Origin of the sequence: Sphingomonas faeni (assembly GCF_040407495.1) — a bacterium.
Taxonomy (GTDB): Bacteria; Pseudomonadota; Alphaproteobacteria; order Sphingomonadales; family Sphingomonadaceae; genus Sphingomonas; species Sphingomonas faeni_D.
In genome coordinates this window covers 822,944-843,024 of record NZ_JAPZPP010000002.1, presented here as the reverse complement: position 1 = coordinate 843,024, position 20,081 = coordinate 822,944, and the positions used below count along the sequence as shown (strand labels likewise).

Annotated in this window: 20 protein-coding genes; 8 read left to right on the top strand and 12 right to left on the bottom strand. The window is 65.3% G+C overall.

All coding sequences use genetic code 11. The features are described from left to right. The first annotated feature begins 121 nt into the window (after nucleotides 1–121). Complete coding sequence (locus tag O6W96_RS08970) at nucleotides 122–1,087, top strand: hypothetical protein (RefSeq protein ID WP_353469202.1); 966 nt, start codon at nucleotides 122–124, stop codon at nucleotides 1,085–1,087. A 24-nt stretch (nucleotides 1,088–1,111) separates the two neighbouring features. Here O6W96_RS08970 and O6W96_RS08965 read toward each other — a convergent pair whose 3' ends face one another. Then, nucleotides 1,112–1,900 carry an SDR family oxidoreductase gene (locus tag O6W96_RS08965; RefSeq protein ID WP_353469201.1) on the bottom strand — a complete coding sequence of 263 codons (789 nt, stop codon included), beginning with the start codon at nucleotides 1,898–1,900 and terminating at the stop codon, nucleotides 1,112–1,114. Nucleotides 1,901–2,030: 130 nt separating this feature from the next. Here O6W96_RS08965 and O6W96_RS08960 point away from each other — a divergent pair, with 130 nt between their 5' ends. The 4 genes from O6W96_RS08960 to O6W96_RS08945 all read left to right on the top strand — a co-directional run bounded on the left by O6W96_RS08960 (nucleotide 2,031) and on the right by O6W96_RS08945 (nucleotide 7,171). Further along, a complete protein-coding gene (locus O6W96_RS08960; protein WP_353469200.1) occupies nucleotides 2,031–2,858 on the top strand; it encodes an SDR family NAD(P)-dependent oxidoreductase in 828 nt (275 codons plus the stop codon). Nucleotides 2,859–2,868: 10 nt separating this feature from the next. Continuing rightward, nucleotides 2,869–4,302 carry an MFS transporter gene (locus O6W96_RS08955; RefSeq protein ID WP_353469199.1) on the top strand — a complete coding sequence of 478 codons (1,434 nt, stop codon included), beginning with the start codon at nucleotides 2,869–2,871 and terminating at the stop codon, nucleotides 4,300–4,302. Nucleotides 4,303–4,532: 230 nt separating this feature from the next. Next, the gene (locus O6W96_RS08950; protein WP_353469198.1) at nucleotides 4,533–6,410 is read left to right on the top strand and encodes a M1 family metallopeptidase; all 1,878 of its coding nucleotides are present in this window, start codon (nucleotides 4,533–4,535) and stop codon (nucleotides 6,408–6,410) included. Nucleotides 6,411–6,547: 137 nt separating this feature from the next. Further along, nucleotides 6,548–7,171 (top strand): CHAP domain-containing protein, encoded by a 624-nt coding sequence (locus O6W96_RS08945; protein ID WP_353469197.1) that lies wholly within the window; start codon nucleotides 6,548–6,550, stop codon nucleotides 7,169–7,171. Between the two features lie 331 nt (nucleotides 7,172–7,502). Here O6W96_RS08945 and msrB read toward each other — a convergent pair whose 3' ends face one another. From msrB to O6W96_RS08925, 4 genes are all read right to left on the bottom strand, one after another. Beyond that, the gene (msrB, locus tag O6W96_RS08940) at nucleotides 7,503–7,991 is read right to left on the bottom strand and encodes a peptide-methionine (R)-S-oxide reductase MsrB (protein ID WP_353469391.1); all 489 of its coding nucleotides are present in this window, start codon (nucleotides 7,989–7,991) and stop codon (nucleotides 7,503–7,505) included. Between the two features lie 149 nt (nucleotides 7,992–8,140). Beyond that, nucleotides 8,141–9,379 (bottom strand): cytochrome P450, encoded by a 1,239-nt coding sequence (locus O6W96_RS08935; protein ID WP_353469196.1) that lies wholly within the window; start codon nucleotides 9,377–9,379, stop codon nucleotides 8,141–8,143. 214 nt (nucleotides 9,380–9,593) lie between these two features. Then, complete coding sequence (locus O6W96_RS08930) at nucleotides 9,594–10,835, bottom strand: ABC transporter permease (protein WP_353469195.1); 1,242 nt, start codon at nucleotides 10,833–10,835, stop codon at nucleotides 9,594–9,596. Beyond that, nucleotides 10,832–11,758, bottom strand: coding sequence for an ABC transporter ATP-binding protein (locus O6W96_RS08925; protein ID WP_353469194.1), 927 nt, complete (start codon nucleotides 11,756–11,758; stop codon nucleotides 10,832–10,834). Before O6W96_RS08925 ends, O6W96_RS08930 begins: the two co-directional genes overlap by 4 nt. A gap of 44 nt (nucleotides 11,759–11,802) precedes the next feature. On the opposite strand from O6W96_RS08925, the gene queG reads away from it, so the two are divergent. Beyond that, nucleotides 11,803–12,867: a tRNA epoxyqueuosine(34) reductase QueG gene (gene queG / locus O6W96_RS08920; RefSeq protein ID WP_353469193.1), complete on the top strand. Its 1,065-nt coding sequence runs from the start codon at nucleotides 11,803–11,805 to the stop codon at nucleotides 12,865–12,867. A gap of 62 nt (nucleotides 12,868–12,929) precedes the next feature. Further along, nucleotides 12,930–13,970 (top strand): phosphatase PAP2 family protein, encoded by a 1,041-nt coding sequence (locus O6W96_RS08915; RefSeq protein ID WP_353469192.1) that lies wholly within the window; start codon nucleotides 12,930–12,932, stop codon nucleotides 13,968–13,970. On the opposite strand, the gene O6W96_RS08910 is transcribed toward O6W96_RS08915, so the two are convergent. Together O6W96_RS08910 and O6W96_RS08905 are read right to left on the bottom strand one after the other, a co-directional pair. After that, nucleotides 13,883–14,254: a hypothetical protein gene (locus tag O6W96_RS08910; RefSeq protein WP_056052121.1), complete on the bottom strand. Its 372-nt coding sequence runs from the start codon at nucleotides 14,252–14,254 to the stop codon at nucleotides 13,883–13,885. The genes O6W96_RS08915 and O6W96_RS08910 overlap by 88 nt on opposite strands. Beyond that, on the bottom strand, nucleotides 14,251–14,940 hold the full coding sequence (locus O6W96_RS08905; RefSeq protein ID WP_353469191.1) for an EI24 domain-containing protein: 690 nt from the start codon (nucleotides 14,938–14,940) through the stop codon (nucleotides 14,251–14,253). The genes O6W96_RS08910 and O6W96_RS08905 overlap by 4 nt, the downstream gene beginning before the upstream one ends. Before the next feature lie 400 nt (nucleotides 14,941–15,340). On the opposite strand from O6W96_RS08905, the gene O6W96_RS08900 reads away from it, so the two are divergent. Next, nucleotides 15,341–16,339: an adenosine kinase gene (locus tag O6W96_RS08900; RefSeq protein ID WP_353469190.1), complete on the top strand. Its 999-nt coding sequence runs from the start codon at nucleotides 15,341–15,343 to the stop codon at nucleotides 16,337–16,339. Nucleotides 16,340–16,483: 144 nt separating this feature from the next. Here the strand turns inward: O6W96_RS08900 and O6W96_RS08895 are convergent, their stop codons facing one another. The 5 genes from O6W96_RS08895 to hisF all read right to left on the bottom strand — a co-directional run bounded on the left by O6W96_RS08895 (nucleotide 16,484) and on the right by hisF (nucleotide 20,049). Further along, complete coding sequence (locus O6W96_RS08895) at nucleotides 16,484–18,043, bottom strand: amino acid permease (RefSeq protein WP_353469189.1); 1,560 nt, start codon at nucleotides 18,041–18,043, stop codon at nucleotides 16,484–16,486. Between the two features lie 102 nt (nucleotides 18,044–18,145). After that, nucleotides 18,146–18,523, bottom strand: a complete 378-nt coding sequence (locus O6W96_RS08890; protein WP_353469188.1) for a histidine triad nucleotide-binding protein — start codon at nucleotides 18,521–18,523, stop codon at nucleotides 18,146–18,148. Nucleotides 18,524–18,665: 142 nt separating this feature from the next. Continuing rightward, nucleotides 18,666–18,986 (bottom strand): phosphoribosyl-ATP diphosphatase, encoded by a 321-nt coding sequence (locus O6W96_RS08885; RefSeq protein WP_353469187.1) that lies wholly within the window; start codon nucleotides 18,984–18,986, stop codon nucleotides 18,666–18,668. 32 nt (nucleotides 18,987–19,018) lie between these two features. Continuing rightward, nucleotides 19,019–19,255 (bottom strand): hypothetical protein, encoded by a 237-nt coding sequence (locus tag O6W96_RS08880; protein ID WP_353469186.1) that lies wholly within the window; start codon nucleotides 19,253–19,255, stop codon nucleotides 19,019–19,021. Between the two features lie 5 nt (nucleotides 19,256–19,260). Further along, nucleotides 19,261–20,049 (bottom strand): imidazole glycerol phosphate synthase subunit HisF, encoded by a 789-nt coding sequence (gene hisF, locus O6W96_RS08875; RefSeq protein ID WP_353469185.1) that lies wholly within the window; start codon nucleotides 20,047–20,049, stop codon nucleotides 19,261–19,263. Between the last annotated feature and the right edge of the window lie 32 nt (nucleotides 20,050–20,081).

The window sequence follows — 20,081 nt, the reverse complement described above, 5'->3', positions numbered from 1 at the left end:
GGATGATGTTGGGGCCATTTTGAATGAATAACTTATTGGTGATTGAGTTGTAACGTGGTTGATCGTTAGGGTTGTAGACCAGTTACGTTGCTTTGCGTTTGGATTTTCCAGGAGAATCGATGTGAAGCACTATATGGGTATTCTGTGCTCGATCGCGCTAACCGGGTGTGCTGCTTCAAATTCGCTGCGCACTAAACTGTCAGCCGACCCCTCAGAAACAAAAGATGAGAAGCGGGTTCTAATTACCGAAATGCGTAACGCGTATTTCGGATGTGATAATGGGCCGTCTGGTGTAATTGAACCTGCTCGCGATGAACAGGCGGCAGGGCGGGGGCAGCGTGACTATCAGGTATCATCGGCAAACTGCCAAAATTTTGCATTGGGTTTAGCGGAATTTAAGCAGGTGAAAGTCACTGATAAAAAGCTAAATGATAACGATCCCTCGCAGAAGCCAGAAAAACAGCTCCAGGCGAGAGTTATTCGTTTCATGGATGCTGGGACAACCTTATCCGATGTGTATTGCGACGAATTTTTCAGATCGGTAAATTTGTCGGCGCGAAAACGGCAATTTAGCAAGGGTCTAACGACCGATACTAGTACGCTGGTTGCCGGGGTTTTGAACTTGGTCAAGGCTGGGAGCGCTGCACTTACTGCTTCGACTGTCGGTTTCAATGCCGTCAATTCGAGCTTCCGGAATTACGATGAAAGCTTCATGGTTGATGCGGATTTAGCAAAGATGCGGCGTCTCGTCCTTGCAGCGCAAGATAGCATGAAGCTGAAATTTGAAGATGATCCGCCAAGATCGATATTCTCAGCGGAATCAAAAGTCATACGGTATGCCGGGCTCTGCTCGTTTCTTGGAATGAAGGATTTGCTCAACGATTCCATCGCCGCTAAAACCACCGCTATTGAAAACGATCGCTTATCGAAATCAGACCAGGGCAAAAAACAAAAAACGGATGAAAGTATAAAACCCGATGATCGGTCTAAAACTGCAGTAAGGTTAAAAGCACCTTCGGTTTCCGAAGAACTGGTTCCGGCCTCGATGCTTATCGCACCGGTATCGCAGCCAGCCCCTCCGGGTTAAAGCGCGTTCAAGGCGAACATTGCCTCACGCGTCGATGCTCGTTCCCAGCGACGCGTGCACGAGGCCGCCATCGACCGTGATCGTCTCCCCGATCACGTAGTCCCCCGCGCGGCTGGCAAGGTAGATCGCCGCCCCAGCCATATCCTCATCCACCCCGACCCGCTTAGCCGGAATCCCCTGCGCCACCGTGTCCCCATGATCGCGCGCCGCCTTGTTCATGTCGCTCGCAAACGCCCCCGGCGCGATCGAGGTGACGTTGATCGAGTCCGTCACCAACCGCGCCGCCATCCGCTTCGTCAGATAGATCAGCGCCGACTTCGACGCATGATAGCTGTACGTCTCCCACGGGTTCAGCCGCTGGCCGTCGATCGACGTGATGTTGATCACCTTCGCCGGCTTCTCGCGCGATCCCGAGGCCTTCAGCGCCGCGTGCAGCGCCTGGGTGAGGAAAAACGGCGACTTCACGTTCAGGTCCATGACCTTGTCCCAGCCGACCTCGGAAAACTCCTCGAACGGCACGCCCCACGCCGCGCCCGCGTTGTTGACCAAGATATCGAGCTTCGACTCATGCTCGGCGAACTGCGCGGCCAGCGCCTTGCACCCCGCGACCGTCGAGACGTCCTGCGGCAATGCAATGCAGTTCGGCCCCAACTCTGCCGCCGCGGCCTCGCACACATCGGCTTTTCGCGACGAGATATACACCTTCGCCCCCTGCGCGATGAAGCCGGCGGCGATCATCTTGCCGATCCCGCGGCTGCCGCCGGTGATCAGCGCGACGCGGCCGTCGAGCCGGAACAGGTTGGTCGTATCCATCACGCATCCTCCGAATGTTTGCCCGCTTGGTATCGCCGAGCGCCGCCCGCCGCAAACCCGTTTTTCGAACGAGCGCTCATTGACGAGTGCAAAGCCCGTACTATGCTCGCCAAAAACTAGGAGAGAGCGTGTGAGGTTTTCAGGCAAGCGTGCCGTCGTGACCGGCGGTGCGTCCGGCATCGGCCGAGCGACCGCGCTCCGACTCGCCAACGAAGGCGCCACCGTCCTGATCGGCGACATCGACGAAACCGGCGGCCACGCGCTCGCCGACGCGTCCGGCGGTCGCATCCTGTTCCAGCGTACCGACGTGCTCCAGGCCGGCGACATCGAGGCGCTGATGCAGACTGCCGACGATGCGGGCGGGTTCGACATCCTGTTCAACAACGCCGGCGCGGGCGGCTCGCGCGACCCGATCGGCGAGATTTCCCCCGAGGACTGGGATCGCACACAGGCGCTGCTCCTCCGCTCGGTCGCGCTCGGCATCCGCTACGCAGCACCGCTGATGGCGAAACGCGGCGGCGGCGCGATCGTCAACACCTCGTCGGTGTCCGCGCTCGGCACCGGCTATGCACCGACCGCCTATTCCACCGCCAAGGCCGGCGTGCTCCACCTCACCAAACAGGCCGCCGCGGATCTCGCGCAGCACAGGATCCGCGTGAACGCCGTCGTCCCCGGCTTCATCGTCACCAACATTTTCACGCGCACGCTCGAACTCGACGCCGCCAAGACGTCGCAGGCGGACGCGATGATCGCGCACATCGCCGCCGACGCGCAGCCGATCCGCCGCCCCGGCACCGGCGAGGACATCGCCGCCGCGGTCGCGTTCCTCGCCAGCGACGATGCGAGCTTCATCACCGGCACGCACATTCTGGTCGATGGCGGCATGACGATCGGCACGCGGCCGAGCTGGGACCCTGCGCAACCCTCGCTGTTCGCCATGCTCGACAAATTGAAGTGACCGCCGCGTCATGAGCGCCCCCGCCCGCCGCCTCTCGACCAGCACGATGGCGAGCTACGGCTTCGGCGCGGTCGCGTACGGGGTGAAGGACGCCGGGTTCGGGACGTTCCTGTTGCTGTTCTACAACCAGGTCGTCGGACTCCCGTCCGCCACCGTCGGCCTCGTCATCATGATGGCGCTGCTGATCGATGCGTTCGTCGATCCTGCGGTGGGCTTCTTCTCCGATCGCACGCTGACGAAATGGGGGCGGCGGCATCCGTGGATGTACGCGTCCGCGCTACCGATCATGATCGGCTGGCTGCTGCTGTGGAACCCGCCCGCTTCAATGTCGGAGCCGCAGACGCTCGTCTGGCTGTTCGTCATGGCGGTGATCGTGCGCAGCGCGGTGAGTTGCTACGAGGTCCCCTCGGTCGCGCTGACGCCCGAGCTCACGTCGGGGTATGACGAGCGCACGCGGATCATGGCGTATCGCTATCTGTTCGGCTGGGTCGGCGGGCTGCTGATGCTGTTGTCGGCGTACCAGTATTTCCTCGCGCCGACGGCGGCGTTCCCGAATGGCCTGCTCAACCGCGCCGGCTATGGCGGGTTCGCGCTGGCGGGGGCGATCTTCATCGGCGTAGCGATCCTTGTCTCCGCGCTTGGGACACATCACGAGATCAGGCATCTGCCGAACCCGCCGATCGCCAAGCAGACCCTGCGCGAGTCCTTCGCCGAACTCCGCCAGACGGTAAAGAACCGCGCGTTCGCGATCCTGATGGCGGCGGGCGTGTGCGCGTACACGATCCAGGGCATCAGCTATGCGATGTCGAACTACCTCTACACCTATGTGTGGGGCTTCAAGGGGCCGGTGTTCGTCTACCTGACGATCGCGCTGTTCTCGGGCGTGTTCCTCGCGTTCCTCGCTGCGCCCCGGCTCGGCAGGACGGGGAGCAAGCCCAAGGCGGCGATGGGCGCAGTGCTGCTCGGCGCGGCGCTCAACACGTCGCCCTATTGGCTGCGGATGCTCGGCGTGTTTCCGGAGGTCGGCGCGTCCACGCTGTTGCCGATGCTGTTCGGGTTCTTCATCCTCGGCACTGCGTCGAACGTCACCGGGTTCATCCTTGGCGCGTCGATGATGGCGGACGTGGTCGAGGATTCGGAAGCGAAGACGGGGCGGCGCTCGGAAGGCGTGTTCTTCGCGGGCTCGTTCTTCGTCCAGAAATGCACGAGCGGGATCGGGATATTCTTCGCAGGCATGATCCTCGCGGTGGCGGGGTTCCCGGCCAAGGCGACGCCGGGGACGGTGCCGGTGGAGACGATCGACCGGCTTACGTTGATCTACGCGGGGCTGTATGTCGTACTGGCGTGCGTCTCCGCGTTCTTCTTCTCGCGCTTTCCATTCGGCCGCGTCGAGCACGAGGCGCGGTTGGCGAGACTAGCAACGACACCGGTTCGCGAGAGCTAGGCGTAATCCTCCCCCGCCAGGGGGAGGTGGCTGGCTCTTGCCAGACGGAGGGGGAGGCACGCGAAACGTACGTTCCGTGTCCTCCCCCTCCGTCACCTTCGGCGACACCTCCCCCTGGCGGGGGAGGATTACGGAAGCGCGATCGGCTCTCCCTTCCAGCATGCGGGGCGGCGCGTTAGGACCGCTACTTGGCCTTCCCAAACTTGGGGAACGGCGACATCGGAGTTCCTATGCGTATCCCCGCACTAGCCACCGCCCTCGGTCTCGTCCTCGCATCCCCCGCCGTCGCGCAGACGATCGCCCCAGTCCTCACCGCCCCTGACGCGCACGACCCGCACAGCTACGCCCGCCCCGCAGAGGCGCGCGTCACGCACGTCGCGCTCGATCTTGCCGCCGACTTCGACACCCACGTCATCCGCGGCATCGCCACGCTCGACGTCCTCGCAAAGCCAGGCGCCAAGCTTGTCCTCGACGACAACGGCCTCAAGATCGTCGACATCACCGACGCCGCCGGCAAGCCGCTCCCCTACTCGGTCGGCGCGGTCGATAAGGTCCACGGCGCGCCACTCACCGTCACGCTCAACGGCGCGAAGAAAATCCGCATCGCCTACGCCTCGTCCCCCGACGCGAAGGCACTCCAATGGCTCACCCCCGCGCAGACCGCGGGCAAGAAGCAGCCGTTCCTGTTCAGCCAGGGCGAGGCGATCCTCAACCGCAGCTGGATCCCGACGCAGGACTCCCCCGGCATCCGCCAGACCTGGGAAGCGAAGATCGCCGTCCCCAAGCAACTCACCGCGGTGATGAGCGGGCTATCGGCAGGCAAACCGACCTGCGCGGCGGATCGCTGCACCTTCGAATACAAGATGGACAAGCCCGTCGCGCCCTACCTGATCGCGCTCGCGGTCGGCGACATCGCGTTCAAGTCGACCGGCCCGCGCACCGGCATCTGGGCCGAACCCGCGACCCTGCCAAAGGCCGCGTACGAATTCGGCGAGCTCGAGAAGTTCGTCGCCGCCGCGGAAGGGCTGTACGGCCCGTATCGCTGGGGCCGCTACGACGTATTGGTCCTGCCGCCGTCGTTCCCGTTCGGCGGCATGGAGAACCCGACGCTCACCTTCGCCACGCCGACCGCGATCGCTGGCGACCGCAGCCTCGTCTCGCTGATCGCGCACGAACTCGCGCACAGCTGGTCGGGCAACCTCGTGACCAACGCGACCTGGGACGATTTCTGGCTCAACGAAGGCTTCACCAGCTATTTCGAGAACCGGATCATGGAGGCGCTCTACGGCAAGCGCCGCGCCGACATGGAGGCCGACCTCGCCTGGACCGACATGCTCGCCGCGGTGAAGGACGCCGGTGGCCCCGACGCGAAGGACACGCAACTCCACCTCGATTTAGATGCCTCGCGCGACCCCGACGACGGCATGACGCAGATCGCCTATGACAAGGGCGCCGCGTTCCTCCGCACGATCGAAAAGCAGGTCGGTCGCGCCCGGTGGGATGCGTATCTCCGCAACTATTTCGACCGCCACGCCTTCCAGCCGCAGACCAGTGACGGCTTCCTCGCCGACCTGAAATCGAAGTTGCTGACTCCCGCCGAAGCGAAGACGATCGGCGTCGACGCATGGGTCTACAGCCCCGGCATCCCCGCGAACGCGGTGCACGTGACGTCCGCCGCTTTCCCCGCGGTCGACGCGGCGGCCAAGGCGTATGCGGCCGGCGGTCCCGTCTCGGGCGTGCCCGGCAAGGCTACAACGCAGGAGATCACGCGGTTCATCACGCAGCTCCCGCGCAAACTCCCGGCCGAGCGGTTGAAGACGCTCGATACCGCGTTCGGTTGGAACACCACCGGCAATGCCGAGATCCGCTTCGCCTGGCTGCAACTCGCGCTCGCCAATCACTATGCGCCCGCGGACGCCTCGGCCGAGCAGTTCCTGACCTCGCAGGGCCGCCGCAAATTCGTTGCGCCGCTGTTCCAGCAGATGATGGACTCGGGCGACTGGGGCCACAAGCTGGCGATGGAGATCTACGGCAAGGCGCGGCCGGGCTATCATGCGGTCACGCAGGTAACGGTCGACCGCATAACCGGTTGGAAACTCATGAACTGAGCCGCCCTGAGCGCCCATTCGGGGCGTTGGTCTGCGCGGTAACACGCTTCGTCGGATATGGTTCCCGCACGGGTTCCAATTAAATCGAACCTCCCGTAGCCAGAATGCGACAAACGGGTTTTGGCCGGGGGGTCTCGATGAATTTCAAGGCGTTAGCAGCGCGTTTTGCGCTGGTGGTATCGTGCGGCCTGATGACGGCCACACCGGCAGCAGCTCAGTTCTGGCAGTGCGTGACGTTCGCCCGCTCGGTTTCGGGGATCGAAATCCGCGGCAACGCCAACACCTGGTGGGGGCAAGCCGAGGGTCGCTACGAGCGCGGCCACACCCCGAAGGCCGGCTCGGTCCTCGCCTTCTCGCCGACCTCGCGGATGCGTGTCGGCCATGTCGCGATGGTCTCGAAGGTCGTCAGCGACCGCGAAGTCCTCCTTACGCATGCCAACTGGTCCCGCCCCGGCGCGATCGAGACCAACGTCCGCGCGGTCGACGTCTCGCCCGCCGGCGACTGGAGCATGGTCAAGGTCTGGTACGGCCCGCAAGGTGATCTCGGCACCTCGGCCTATCCGACCAAGGGCTTCATCTATTCGGGCCATGCACCGGCTGATGATACGCTTGATGCGCCGGTGCAGCCTTCGTTCCAGATGGCGAGTGCTACCCACACCGTGTCTGCAACGCAGCGCGCCAATGCTGCGCAGCTTGCGACGATCCAGCATGGCCCGACCGATCCCCGCGGTATCTTCACGCTGGTGAACGAGGCGAACTGAGGTTTGTCTGAGCGTGGTGGCTGCGTCAGTCCACGCTCTACATCCAAAGGTTCGCTACTGATCGCTCCCCGACGGTCCAACTAGGCGACCACCCCGGCGAAGGCCGGGGCCCAGTTGGAAAGGTCGCAGTAACAGACCGCCACCTCCGTCAACGACGTCCCCCAACTGGACCCCGGCCTTGGCCCGGGGGGCCCCTAAGGGCGATCACTGCTCTACTAAACTTCTTGTTCTCCCGCGAAGGCGGGAGCCCAGTCTGGACCCCCGCCTTCGCGGGGGAACACTCTGATTTGCTCAGCAGTGTCATGCGGCGAACACGTTCAATTGAGCGCCCTCAAGCCGCCCTGAACGTCAACGCATCGCCGTTCATGCAATAGCGCTTGCCCGTCGGCTTCGGCCCATCGTCGAACACATGCCCCAGATGCCCGCCGCACCGGCGGCAATGCACCTCGGTCCGCGCCATCCCGAGCGTCGAATCGACCCGCGTCCGCACCGCGTTCGGCAACGGCTGCCAGAAGCTCGGCCAGCCCGTCCCACTCTCGAACTTGGTCTTCGACGAATAGTTCGGCAACCCGCACCCGCCGCACGAGAAGATTCCCGCACGATGCTCGCCGTTGAGCGGGCTCGAATAGGGCTGCTCGGTCCCCTCCTTGCGGAGCGTGTCATACGCATCGGGCGACAGCTTCTTGCGCCACTGCGCATCGGTCAGCGTCACCTCGAACCGCTCGGCCGCCTGCGCGGGTTGCGACGTACACCCCCACAACGCAAAGCCGGCGACGCCTGCTCCGGCAAGCGTGAGGAAGGCGCGGCGATCGGAGGGCATGTGTGTCATGGTCATGATATAAGTACGATTTCGTCGGCGAACAGGATGCGGCCGAAACACCCCGTCATCTTGGGCTCGACCCAGGATCCAAAGTATCGGGCGAACGGCTTTGGATCCTGGGCCGAGCCCAGCATGACGGGGGTTGGGCGTCAGTATTTACTGATCTCCACCGGCAGCGTGCGATAGCCGTGGACGAAACACGCAGCGACCCGCGTCGGTTCGGCCAGCACGTTGATCCGCATCCGTCGCGCGGCCATCTCCTCCAGCAAAATTGCGATCTGCATCTCCGCCAGCCGCGCGCCGACGCAGCGGTGGATGCCGTGGCCGAACGCCAGATGCCGCCGCGCGTTCGGGCGGTCGACCACGATCGCGTCCGCATCGGCGCCGAACACGCTCTCGTCGCGGTTCGCCGAGATGTACCAGAGCGCGAGCTTGTCGCCCGCCTTGATCTGCTGTCCCATCAGCTCAGCATCCGCGGTCGCGGTGCGGCGCATGTGCGCGAGCGGGGTCTGCCAGCGCAAAATCTCGCTGACCGCGTTGGGGATCAGCCCCGGATCCGCCTCCAGCTTCGCACGCGACTCGGGAAACTTGTCCAGGCCATAGGCGAGCGCCGACATCGAATTGCGTGTCGTGTCGTTGCCACCGACGATCAGCAGGATGAGGTTCCCGATGAACTCGTTGTGATCCATGTGGCTCATCGCGTCCGAGTGGATCATCATCGAGATCAGGTCGGGCGTCGGATCCTTGTCGATCTTCGCGTCCCACAAGCCTTTGAAATACGATCCGCATTCGAACATGTACGCGAGCCGCTGACCGCGTAGCTCCTCGTTCTTGACGATCTCGATATCGCCCGCCCAATCCGACCACAACGTCAGCTTGCGCCGGTCCGCCCAGGGGAAGTCGAACAGGATCGCGAGCATCTGCGTGGTAAGTTCGATCGCGACGGTATCGACCCAGTCGAACGGCGTGTTCCACGGCAGGCTGTCGAGCGTGTCGGCTGTGCGCTGCCGGATATCGCCCGACATTCGGGTCATCTCGCTGGGGGTGAAGGCGGGCGCGACGGTGCGGCGCTGGCCGGTATGCACGGGGCGGTCGCGCGCGATGAACATCGGCATGCGAACATCGCGCTCGGCGACGAAATCGGCGATCGTGATCCCGCCCGCTTCAGAGGAATAGAGGTCGGGGAGCGACTCGACCTCGACGATGCCCTTGTAGCTGGAGACCGACCAGTACGGGCCATAGTCGGAATGCTCGACGTAATGGACGGGCGCTTCGGCGCGGAGCCGGGCGAACGGCGCCTGCCAGAGGTCGTCGCGGTAGAGTTCGGCGCGGCTCACGTCGAGCGGATCGACCGTCGGTTGCGCCACGTCTCTTGCCAGAGTCGCCATCGTCTCTCTCCCGTGCTTTGCCGCAGGAGAGGCTTTGCTGACACTTATGTCAATAGAATGCCGAGGTTGTGATCGAATGATCCTCCCCCGCCAGGGGGGGGTGGCGCCGAAGGCGACGGAGGGGGAGGACACGGAGCAGAGGTTATTCCTTTCCTCCCCCTCCGACTGGCAAGTGCCAGCCACCTCCCCCTGGCGGGGGAGGATCGCAAAGACGTTACGCCGTCGCCACCACCTTCGCCTTCCGTCGCCAGAACGGTCGCGCGCTCCCCGATTGCAGCACGCCCCTCCGGAACAGCCGCGCGCCGACCGTGATGAAAGTCGTTACCCACAACGCCTGCCACGCTAGCGCCGCGACATGCGGCCACAGTTCCGGCGAATTCGCCGCACGCCCCGCCATCGCGAACGGCGAGGACAGCGGGAACAGTTCCGCGGCGGTCGCGATCCAGCTTCCAGGATGCGAGACCGCCGCGGACGACAGCCCGAACATCGCAACCTGCAGAATCGTAATCGGCAGCGACAGCATCTGGATTTCGCGCATCGTCGTGGCCTGCGCGCCGACGCCGAGGAACACCGACCCGAGCAGCAGATACGCCATGCTGAAATACGCCGCGAACAGTAGCGCGAACATCGGCGCGCCCACCGCAGGTGTCAGGTCGCCCAGCGCGACCGCGGCGGCGGGGGGCATCAGCGACGTGATCTGCGTGACGACGGTGCCCCAGAACGCGACGAACAGCACCGCGACGCCGAACATCCCGATCAGCTTGCCGAAGAACACCGACTCGAGCGGCACCGCGGCGGCGAGCACCTCGATCACCTTGTTGTTGCGCTCCTCGGCCATCGTGCCCACGACTTGGCCCGACAGGAACAGCGTTAGGAAGAAGATCCCGAACACCGCAAAGAACGCCGACTGGTGTTGGCCGCCGACCGAGGTGGTCGAGCGCGTGATTTGCATCTTGGTCGCGGCGATCGTCGGCAGCGTGCCGCCGAGCTTCTGCGCGGCCAGCGTCGTCTGTGCGAGCAGCCCGAGATAATCCGCCGAGCGACGCCCGCGCGGCCCGTACAGGATCTGCGGCGCATTCAGCGGCCCGTACAGCACCGCGGACGCGTCGACATCCTTCGTCTCGAACGCCGCGCGCGCCTGCGCCGCGGGGTCGGCTTTGGGCGCGACGATCGACAGTTCGGGCGGGGCTTCCTCGTCGCGGAACATGCCGCGCAGGCGCTCGTCGGCGTCGTCGATCGGCCGCGCGGTGGTGGCGGAGACGATCGCGATGATCCGCGTCTTGTCCTGCGCGCCGCCGCTGACGCTCGCCGCGCCCATCCCGCCGATCGCGCCGAACGATCCCATGATGACCGGCGCGAACAGGAACAGCAGGAAGATCGGGGTGAACACCGTGGCGATGAAGTCGCGACGGGCGATCGTGAAGGTCTGGCGGAGAGTCCGGCGAAAACGGCTCATGCCGCATTCTCCTTCGCGACGTCCGCATGCTGACCGACGATCCGGACGAACGCCTCGTGCAAGCCGGGCCGCTCGATCGACAGTCCCGAAATCCCGTATCCCGCGTCGATCAGTCTCACGAGCAAGCTCTCAATTCCTTCGTTCGGCAGCTCGAACCGCCAGCTATCCCCGTCCGCCACAGCATCCGACGGCAGCACGCCGCGGATCGCGGGATCGGGCCGGTGCGGCGTATAATGCACGCGCTGCGGCAGGATCCCGCGCGCGTCGGCCACGGTGCCTTCGAACCGCCGCTTGCCGCTGGCGATGATCGCCAGCCGGTCGCACAGCCGTTCGGCGTGGCTCATGATATGCGTCGAGAACAGGATCGTCGCGCCGCGGTCGCGTTCGTTGAGGATCAGCTTCTCCAGCCGCTCCTGGTTGACCGGATCGAGCCCCGAAAACGGCTCGTCGAGCACCAGCAGGTCGGGCTGGTGCACGACCGAGCCGAGCAACTGCACCAGCTGTGCCATGCCCTTCGACAGCTTCCGGATCTTCTCGTCGACCGCATGGCCAAGTCCTGCCGCCTCCATCAGCACCACCGCCCGCTCGCGCCCGGTCTTCCAGTCGAGCCCGCGCAGAGCCCCCAGGAACGCGATCGCCTCGCGCGCCTTCATCGCCGGATACAACCCGCGCTCTTCGGGGAGGTAGCCGACCCGGTCGCTCGCATCGCGCGGATTGTCGTAGCCGAGCAGCGTGCGCGATCCCTCGTCGGGCTCGATGATCCCGAGCAGCATGCGCAGCGTCGTCGTCTTGCCCGCGCCGTTCGGCCCGAGCACGCCGTACACCGAGCCGCGCGGCACCATCATGTCCACCCCGTCGACCACGCGCCGATCGCCGAACCGCTTCACGATCCCGTTCGCGGTGACCGCCCATTCATCGTTCACGCGCAATCTTCCTCCCGAGGGTGGCGTCGTGGTAGCGGGCGGACGTGGCGCAAGACAAGCTGGAACACAGGCTCAAGGCCAAAGCGGCGGAACTGGGCTTCGTCGCGTGCGGGATCGCGCATGCAGGCGCGGCGCCGCGCGCGGGCGAACGGCTCCACCAATGGCTCGCCGATGGGCGCCACGGCGACATGATCTGGATGGAGGAGCGCAAGCACCACCGCGAGAGTCCCGCCGGCCTCTGGCCCGAAGTGCGCAGCGTCATCGCGCTCGGCATGAGCTACGCGCCGAAGGACGATCCGCTGCGCTTGGCGGGCGAGGGCGGGGTAGGGCGCATCTCGGTCTATGCGCAGGGGCCGGATTATCACGATGTCGTGAAGCGGCAGTTGAAGGCGCTCGGGCGGTGGCTGGCGGCGGAGGCAGGGCGCGACCTGCCGCCGTTCGACCTGAAGGTGTTCGTCGACACCGCGCCGGTCATGGAGAAGCCGCTCGCCGAAGCCGCGGGGCTCGGCTGGCAGGGCAAGCACACCAACCTCGTCAGTCGCGAGCATGGCAGCTGGCTGTTCCTCGGCGCGATCTACACGACGCTCGACCTGGAACCGGACAAGGGCGGCGTCGACACCTGCGGTAGTTGCGACGCGTGCCAGACCGCGTGCCCGACAAACGCATTCCCACGGCCCTACCAGCTCGATGCCCGCCGCTGCATCTCCTACCTGACGATCGAACACGCCGGCCCGATCCCGCACGAGTTCCGCGCCGCGATCGGCAACCGCATCTACGGCTGCGACGACTGCCTCGCCGTGTGCCCCTGGAACAAGTTCGCCGCGGCGGCCAACGCGAACCTCGCCTTCCACCCCCGCGCCGAACTGGTCGCGCCCGAACTCGCCGACATCCTCGCGCTCGACGACGCCGGTTTCCGCCAGGTTTTCGCCGGCTCGCCGATCAAGCGCATCGGCCGCGACAAGATGATCCGCAACGCGCTGATCGCAGCGGGTAACAGCGGTGACGCACGCTTGGCACCTCTGGTGCAACTCCTGTGCTCTGACGAAAACGCCGTGGTGCGTGACGCCGCCGATTGGGCACTGCACTGCCTCGACACGCTGGGCACCTGATCGCGCTCTTACCGGCTTCGTAACCTCTCCATTGTTACCGGGTAGCGACAAAGGGAGGATGCATGCGCGCGACTATCGTATCGATCGCCCGGTTCGAGCCATCATCGCGACCAATCCTGGCGGCAGGGGCGGGCCCGGTCTATGCGATGGTCGCGCTCGCCTGGATCATGGCACTGCTGGGTGTCGTGGCCCGCCACCTGACGATTGCGATAGACGAATTCGTCATGGCCGCCGTGATCATCGGTCTGCCGATCGGTGCAGGTCTAAGCTTGCGTGGCCGTGGGTTAGACCGTCTCGCGACGATCGCGCAGGGGTGCGGCCTGTTCATGGCCGGATGTGTCGGCATCACGCTGTTAACCTTCGTTTTGGGGACGGCCGACCGGCCGTTGTTCGATCCGGCGCTCGCGGCGATCGACCGCGCGGTGATCCCAAATCTCGATTGGCCGGCGGCAATGTTGTGGCTGTCGCATCGACATGCGCTGATGGCTGCCGCGAACTGGGTATATGAGAGCATCGGCTGGCAACCGATGTTGCTGATCGCAATGCTCGGCCTGTCGGGTCGGCACGATCGGGTATGGACGTTCCTGGCAGCATGGCTGGTGACATTGTTCGTCACCTGCGCGCTGTTCACGCTGTTTCCCGGGGTCGGCGCTTACGCGTATTTCGGTCTGGCGGCGGCGGATGTGCCCGCGATGCGCGACCCGACGCCTTGGCATCAGGCGGCATTGCTCGCCGAATTGCGCGCGGGGACGCTGCATCATATCAGCTTCGTCGATCTCGACGGCATCGTAACGTTTCCCAGCTTTCATGCCGCTGCAGCGGTCATCCTCGCCTGGGCGGCGTGGCCGATGCGTGGGGTCCGCTGGCCGGCGATCCTGCTCAACGGTGCCATGCTGATCTCGGCGGTCCCGATCGGCGGACATTATCTGATCGACATCGTCGCCGGCTGCGTGGTCGCGGCGATCGGAATCTCGATTGCGCGGAAGATCGGCGAGGCGGCGGCGTCGGCTAAGACCTACCGTCCGCCCTCGCGCCGGGTCAGCGCAGCGACGCAGCTGGCGCGGTCGATCGTGCTGCCGTCGGGTTCGCGGGCGTCGAGATAGGTGACGCGGGGGGCGTCTGATCCCTTCGGATAGAGATACGCGTCGAGCACGCAGATCCCGCTCTGGAACTGGAGTTTTCGCGCGCTGCCCTCGCGGACGTCGGCGTCGGGCTGGCCGAACAATTTGGTAAGGCCGGCGGCATCCTGGCCGAGGACGCGCTCCAGGCCGACGCTCGTATACGGGATCGCCGGGCGGCCGACCGCGGGTTTCGCGACCGGGGCGGCGCAACCTGCCAGCCCGCCGCCGAGCGCCAAGGCGATCGCTATCGTCGTCAGTCGCGTCATGATCGGCCTTTGCGAAGATACTGGGAGTGGAAGTAATGCGTCGCCATCGCCGCACCCAGGACGGGCGCGGCGATGTTGAGGATCGGAACCACGAACAGCCCGGTGTTCGCAAGCCCCAGCACGAACCGGCTCCCCTTAGTCGTCGCACGCCAGCCCCGCATCGCCGCGGCATCCATATGCCGCGCCGCGACCATGTCGCCCAGATCGCGCCCGAGCAGCCAGCCATTGACGATGAAGAACGCCGCCGCCGTCCCAACACCGGTGACGAGCAGCGCGACGTAGACGGGAAGCATGAGCAGGTTGACGAGCACGACGCGCGCGGCGGAGCGGAGGCCCATTGCGAGGCTGCGGGCGAAGGGCACGGGACGGGCGGTGCGCAGGGCTTCGGGATAGTGCCGCGCCTCGACCGCTTCGACGACCTCGTCTGCAAAGATCCCGACGACCGCGATCGCGACGGCGCGGAACAGGAGCCATAAGGCGAGGATCGTGACGAACAGCGCGAACGCCGCGGCGAGTCCGTCGGCATGCCAGCCAAGCCACGCAGCGAGCGCAGCCTGCGTGCCCCACCACGTCCCGACACCGAGCAACGCGAAGACGAGCAGCGTGACGGCCATCGACTTCACGAACACGCGGAGGATCGGCGGATCGGTGAGTTGGCCGAGCGACAGGAGGAGGGCGCGAAGCATCGGATCGGGATGGCGCGCGGTGGTGGCAAGGTCAACGCACGTTCGGCGCCGATGGTGGCTACGACGTTCCCTCTCAAGCATTACGTTCCCCCGCGGAGGCGGAGGTCAGCTAAACCAAGCGCACCGCTCGAGATCCTGGACCCCCGCGTTCGCGAGGGAACACATAGGCTATTACGATACCCGACCACCACCCCGGCGAAGGCCGGGGCCCAGTTGGGGGACGGCGGTAACGACGGACCGCGTTTCATTAGGACCACCTTTACAACTTGGCCTCGGCCTCCGCCGGGGTGGTGGATCTAACCGCTCTGTTGAGACCCAACCAAAGCGGGGACCCCACACCAGTTGCACCAATCCCCCCCGGCATTTACGGCGGGGCTTTCCCGCACCCGGAGTCTGCCCCTTGTCCAACCCAACCTACGACGTCGTCGCGATCGGCAATGCCATCGTCGACATCCTCAGCACCGCCGACGACGCGTTCATCGAAGAGATCGGCGTCGCCAAGGGTTCGATGCAGCTCATGTTCTCGTCGGAAGAAGCAGACGCGCTCTACGCCAAGATGGGCCCGGGCATGGAAATCTCCGGCGGCTCGGCTGCCAACACCGTCGCCGGCATCGCCGCGCTCGGCGGCAAATGCGGGTTCATCGGCCAGGTCGCCGACGACCAGCTCGGCCAGGTCTTCGCGCATGACGTCCGCAGCATCGGCATCGAGTTCGCCACGCCCGTCCGCGCCGGCGATCCGACCACCGGGCGCTGCCTGATCTTCGTGACGCCCGACGGCCAGCGCACGATGAACACCTTCCTCGGCGCGGGTCAGTTCCTCCCCGCCGCCGCGATCGATACCGCGATGATCGCCGACAGCGCTATCCTGTATCTCGAAGGCTATCTCTGGGATCCCGAAGAGCCGCGTGCCGCGATGCGCGCCGCGATCGATTGCGCGCGCGGGGCAGGGCGGAAGGTCGCCTTCACGCTCAGCGACGTGTTCTGCATCTCGCGCCACGGCGGCGATTTCCGCCAGCTGCTGTCGGACGGCCTGATCGACATCCTGTTCGCCAACGAAGGCGAACTCGCCGCGCTCGCCGAGACGGAAGACTTTGACGCCGCCGTCGCCAAGATCTCGGCGCAGGTCCCGACCCTCGTCGTGACCCGCGGCGAGCATGGTGCGTGCGCGCTCCAGAACGGCACGCGCGCCGAGGTCAAGGCCGAGCCAATCGCGAAGGTCGTCGACACCACCGGCGCGGGCGACCTGTTCGCGGCGGGCTTCCTCCACGGCCAGGCGCAGGGCTACGACCTGCAGGCGTCGCTGAAGCTCGGCGCTGTCTGCGCGGCCGAGATCATCAGCCACGTCGGCGCCCGCCCGATGGTCGACATGAAGGCGCTCGCCGCCAAGCACATCGGCTGACGTAGACTGGTGTCCCCGCGAAGGCGGGGACCCAGACTGGGCTCCCGCCTTCGCGGGAGAACACGCTCTGATACGACGGACAAAAAAAGGGCCGCGGGAGGTTTCTCCCGCGGCCCTTTTTGTTACCTAGCTCGACACCCAACTTCAGTGGTGGGTTGGCCCGACATACTCGCCCATCTCAGGGCCAGCCTCGTCGTCCAGCCCATGATAGAGCCGGCTGTTGCGCATCCCGTAGGCGAAATACATCACGATCGCGGCCAGCGTGTACCAGAAGAAGAACACCAGCACGCGGTATTCGACCGTCAGGATCAGCGCGCCGCAGGCGACGATGCCGAGTGCCGGCAGCACCGGATACAGTGGCACCTTGAAGCCGCGAGGAATCTCCGGATGCGTGCGCCGCAGCCAGATCACCGACAGGCAGACGATCGCGAAGGCCGCCAGCGTGCCGACCGAGGTCATGTCGCCGAGCACGTTGATGTCGAAGAACCCGGCCGCGAACGCGGTGATCAGCCCGACCGCCAGCGTGTTGACCCACGGCGTCTTGAACTTCTTGTGCACCGTCGCGAACACGCGCGGCAACAGGCCGTCGCGCGCCATCGTGTAGAAGATGCGGGTCTGGCCGTACATCAGCACCAGTACGACCGAGGTCAGGCCGATGATCGCGCCCGCCTTGATGATCTGCGCGAACCACGCCCATTGCGGGCCCAGCGCGTCGACTGCGACCGCGACCGGATCGGGAACGTTCAGTTCCTTGTAGTTGACGATCAGCGTCATCACGATCGAGACGAGGATGTAGAGGATCGTGCACACCACCAATGAGCCGATGATGCCGACCGGCATGTCCTTCTTCGGGTCCTTGGCCTCCTGGCCCGCGGTCGAGACCGCTTCGAAGCCGATATAGGCGAAGAACACGATCGAGGCCGCGCGGAACACGCCGCCCCAGCCGAACTCGCCCTTGTCGCCCGTCGCGGGCGGGATGAACGGCTGCCAGTTGTGCTTCAGCGTGTCGAAATGCTGGATCACGAACCAGCCGCAGATGATGATGAACGCGATGATCACGGTCATCTTGATCGCGACGATCACGTTGTTGACCTTCGCGCTCTCGGACACGCCGACGACCAGCAGGCACGACAGCGCGATGCAGATCAAGAACGCTGGCAGGTTGAACAGATATTCGATCGGTGCGCCGTTCACGAGGATGTCGACGCCGGCCTTCTGGACGTGATGGCCGGTCGGGCCGGTCAGTTCGACCGGGATGACGACGCCGTAATCGCCGAGCAGGCTGACCACATAGCCCGCCCAGCCGACCGCGACGACCGATGCGGCGAGGCCGTATTCGAGCAGCAGCAACGCACCCATGATCCACGCGGCGAACTCACCGATCGTGGTGTAGCTGTAGGTGTAGGCCGATCCGGAGACGGGCAGCGTCGACGACAGCTCGGCATAGCAGAGCCCGGCGAGCGCACAGACGATGCCTGCGACGAGGAACGAGAGGAGCACGGCGGGGCCGGCATGCAGCGCGGCGGCGTTGCCGGTCCGCACGAAGATGCCCGCGCCGATGATGCAGCCGATGCCGAGGAACACGAGGTTCCAGGCACCGAGCGTGCGCTTGAGTTCGCTGGTCTGCGTCTCGCGCTGTACCTGCTCCACCGTCTTGCGGAGCGTCATACGCGACAGCAGACCCATTGCGGGTCGAGTGGCCATCAAATCTCCCTTGGCCGCCCCCCGGCGGCGCGGTCTTTCGTTAAGGCCGCAAGCCTAATGGCAATTTTATTACGTGCAATCCTTTAGTGCGGCAAAGCTGCCCTATCGCGCGAGCATCGGTCCAAAGGGGCGGCCGCCAAAGACATGAACATGCAGATGCGGCACCTCCTGGTTCCCGTGCTGGCCGATGTTCGCGAGCAGGCGATAGCCCGGTTCGACCAGCCCTGCCGTGCGCGCCACTTCGCCGACCGCGCGGACAAACCCGGCAATCTCCGCATCGGGCGCGCGCGCGGAAAAATCGTCCCACGACACGTACGCGCCCCTGGGGATCACGAGCAGATGCGTCGGCGCCTGCGGATTGATGTCGTGGAAGGCGATCGCGAAGTCGTCTTCGTACACCCGCTTCGACGGGATCTCGCCGCGCAGGATCTTCGCGAAGATGTTCTGGTCGTCGTAAGGCTGGGTGGCGTCGATCGGCATAGGGCAAAGTCCTTTTACCAGAGCATACCCACTTTCGTCATCCTCGCGAAGGCGGGGATCCATATTCTCGAACGGTCGCAATCTGTTCGTGGCGCCAGCCAGTATGGGTTCCCGCCTCCGCGGGAATGACGGATGTGGCGTTTTAGCCCGTCCGCCCGGCCTTCTCGACCAAGCCGCCGACACCCTCGCGCCGCTCCAGTTCCGCGCGCACGTCGTCCAGGCTCAGCCCTGCATCCGCCAGCAGCACCGCGAGGTGAAACATCAGGTCCGCCGCTTCCGGCACGATGCTCGCCTCGTCCCCCGAGCACGCCGCGATCACCGTCTCGACGGCTTCTTCGCCGAGTTTCTGCGCGATCTTGGGGCGGCCTTTCGCGAACAGGCTCGCGGTGTACGAGGTGTCGGCGGGCGCATCGCGGCGCGCGCGGATGGTCGCTTCGAGGCGGTCGAATACGGTGTCTGCCATGGCGCGCGTGCTGACGCAGCCGCGCAGGCGGGTCAATCCTTGTTCGGTGGGACTTCGTTCGGCGGGGTCTCGTTCAACGAGCGCTTCCGCACGACAGCACCATCGAGCCCGCGAGCCTTGGCAAAGCGTTTCCGCAACGCGCGCCGCACCTGCCAGACCGCGATGGCGGCGAACACGAACAGTGCCACGTCCGACACTTCATATCCGGTCAATGGATGCGCGACGCCGCTATGTCCGGACTCGACCGCGAGGACCAGAAGCGCCCGCATTCTGGTCAGCCCCTGGCGAGAAGCGGCGCGCCAACCGGCGTGCGTACGGGAATCCCCGCCGCCGCCAGCGCCGCGTGCGCATCGCCGATCGACGCCTGCCCGAAATGGAAGATTGATGCCGCCAGTACCGCGCTCGCATGCCCATCACGGATACCCGCGACCAAATCGTCGAGTCCGCCGACTCCGCCGCTCGCCACTACCGGCACGCACACCCGGTCCGAAATCGCCCGGATCAGCTCGAGGTCGTAGCCACTGCGCGTCCCGTCACGGTCCATCGATGTGACCAGCAACTCGCCCGCGCCCAGTTCGGCGAGCTTCAGCGCATGCGCGATCGCATCGATCCCGGTCGCGCGGCGGCCGCCATGCGTGAACACTTCCCAGCCCTCACCCGACCGCCGGGCATCGACACTCGCGACACAACACTGGCTGCCGAACCGTTCTGCAATATCCCCGACCAGCTCTGGCCGCTCCACCGCAGCGGAATTGACCGCCACCTTGTCCGCCCCCGCCAGTAACAGCGCACGCGCATCGTCGGCCGTCCGTACACCGCCACCGACGGTCAACGGCATGAAGCATACCGCGGCGGTCCGTCTCACGACGTCGAGGATCGTCCCTCGACCCTCATGGGAGGCACCGATATCGAGGAAACACAGTTCGTCCGCCCCCGCCGCGTCATACGCCCGCGCCTGCTCGACCGGATCGCCAGCATCGCGCAGTTCGACGAAGTTCACGCCTTTCACCACACGCCCATCGGCGACGTCGAGACACGGAATGACACGCGCGCGGACCGTCATGCGCTGTGCCAAAGGTTTTGTTCACGCGGAGA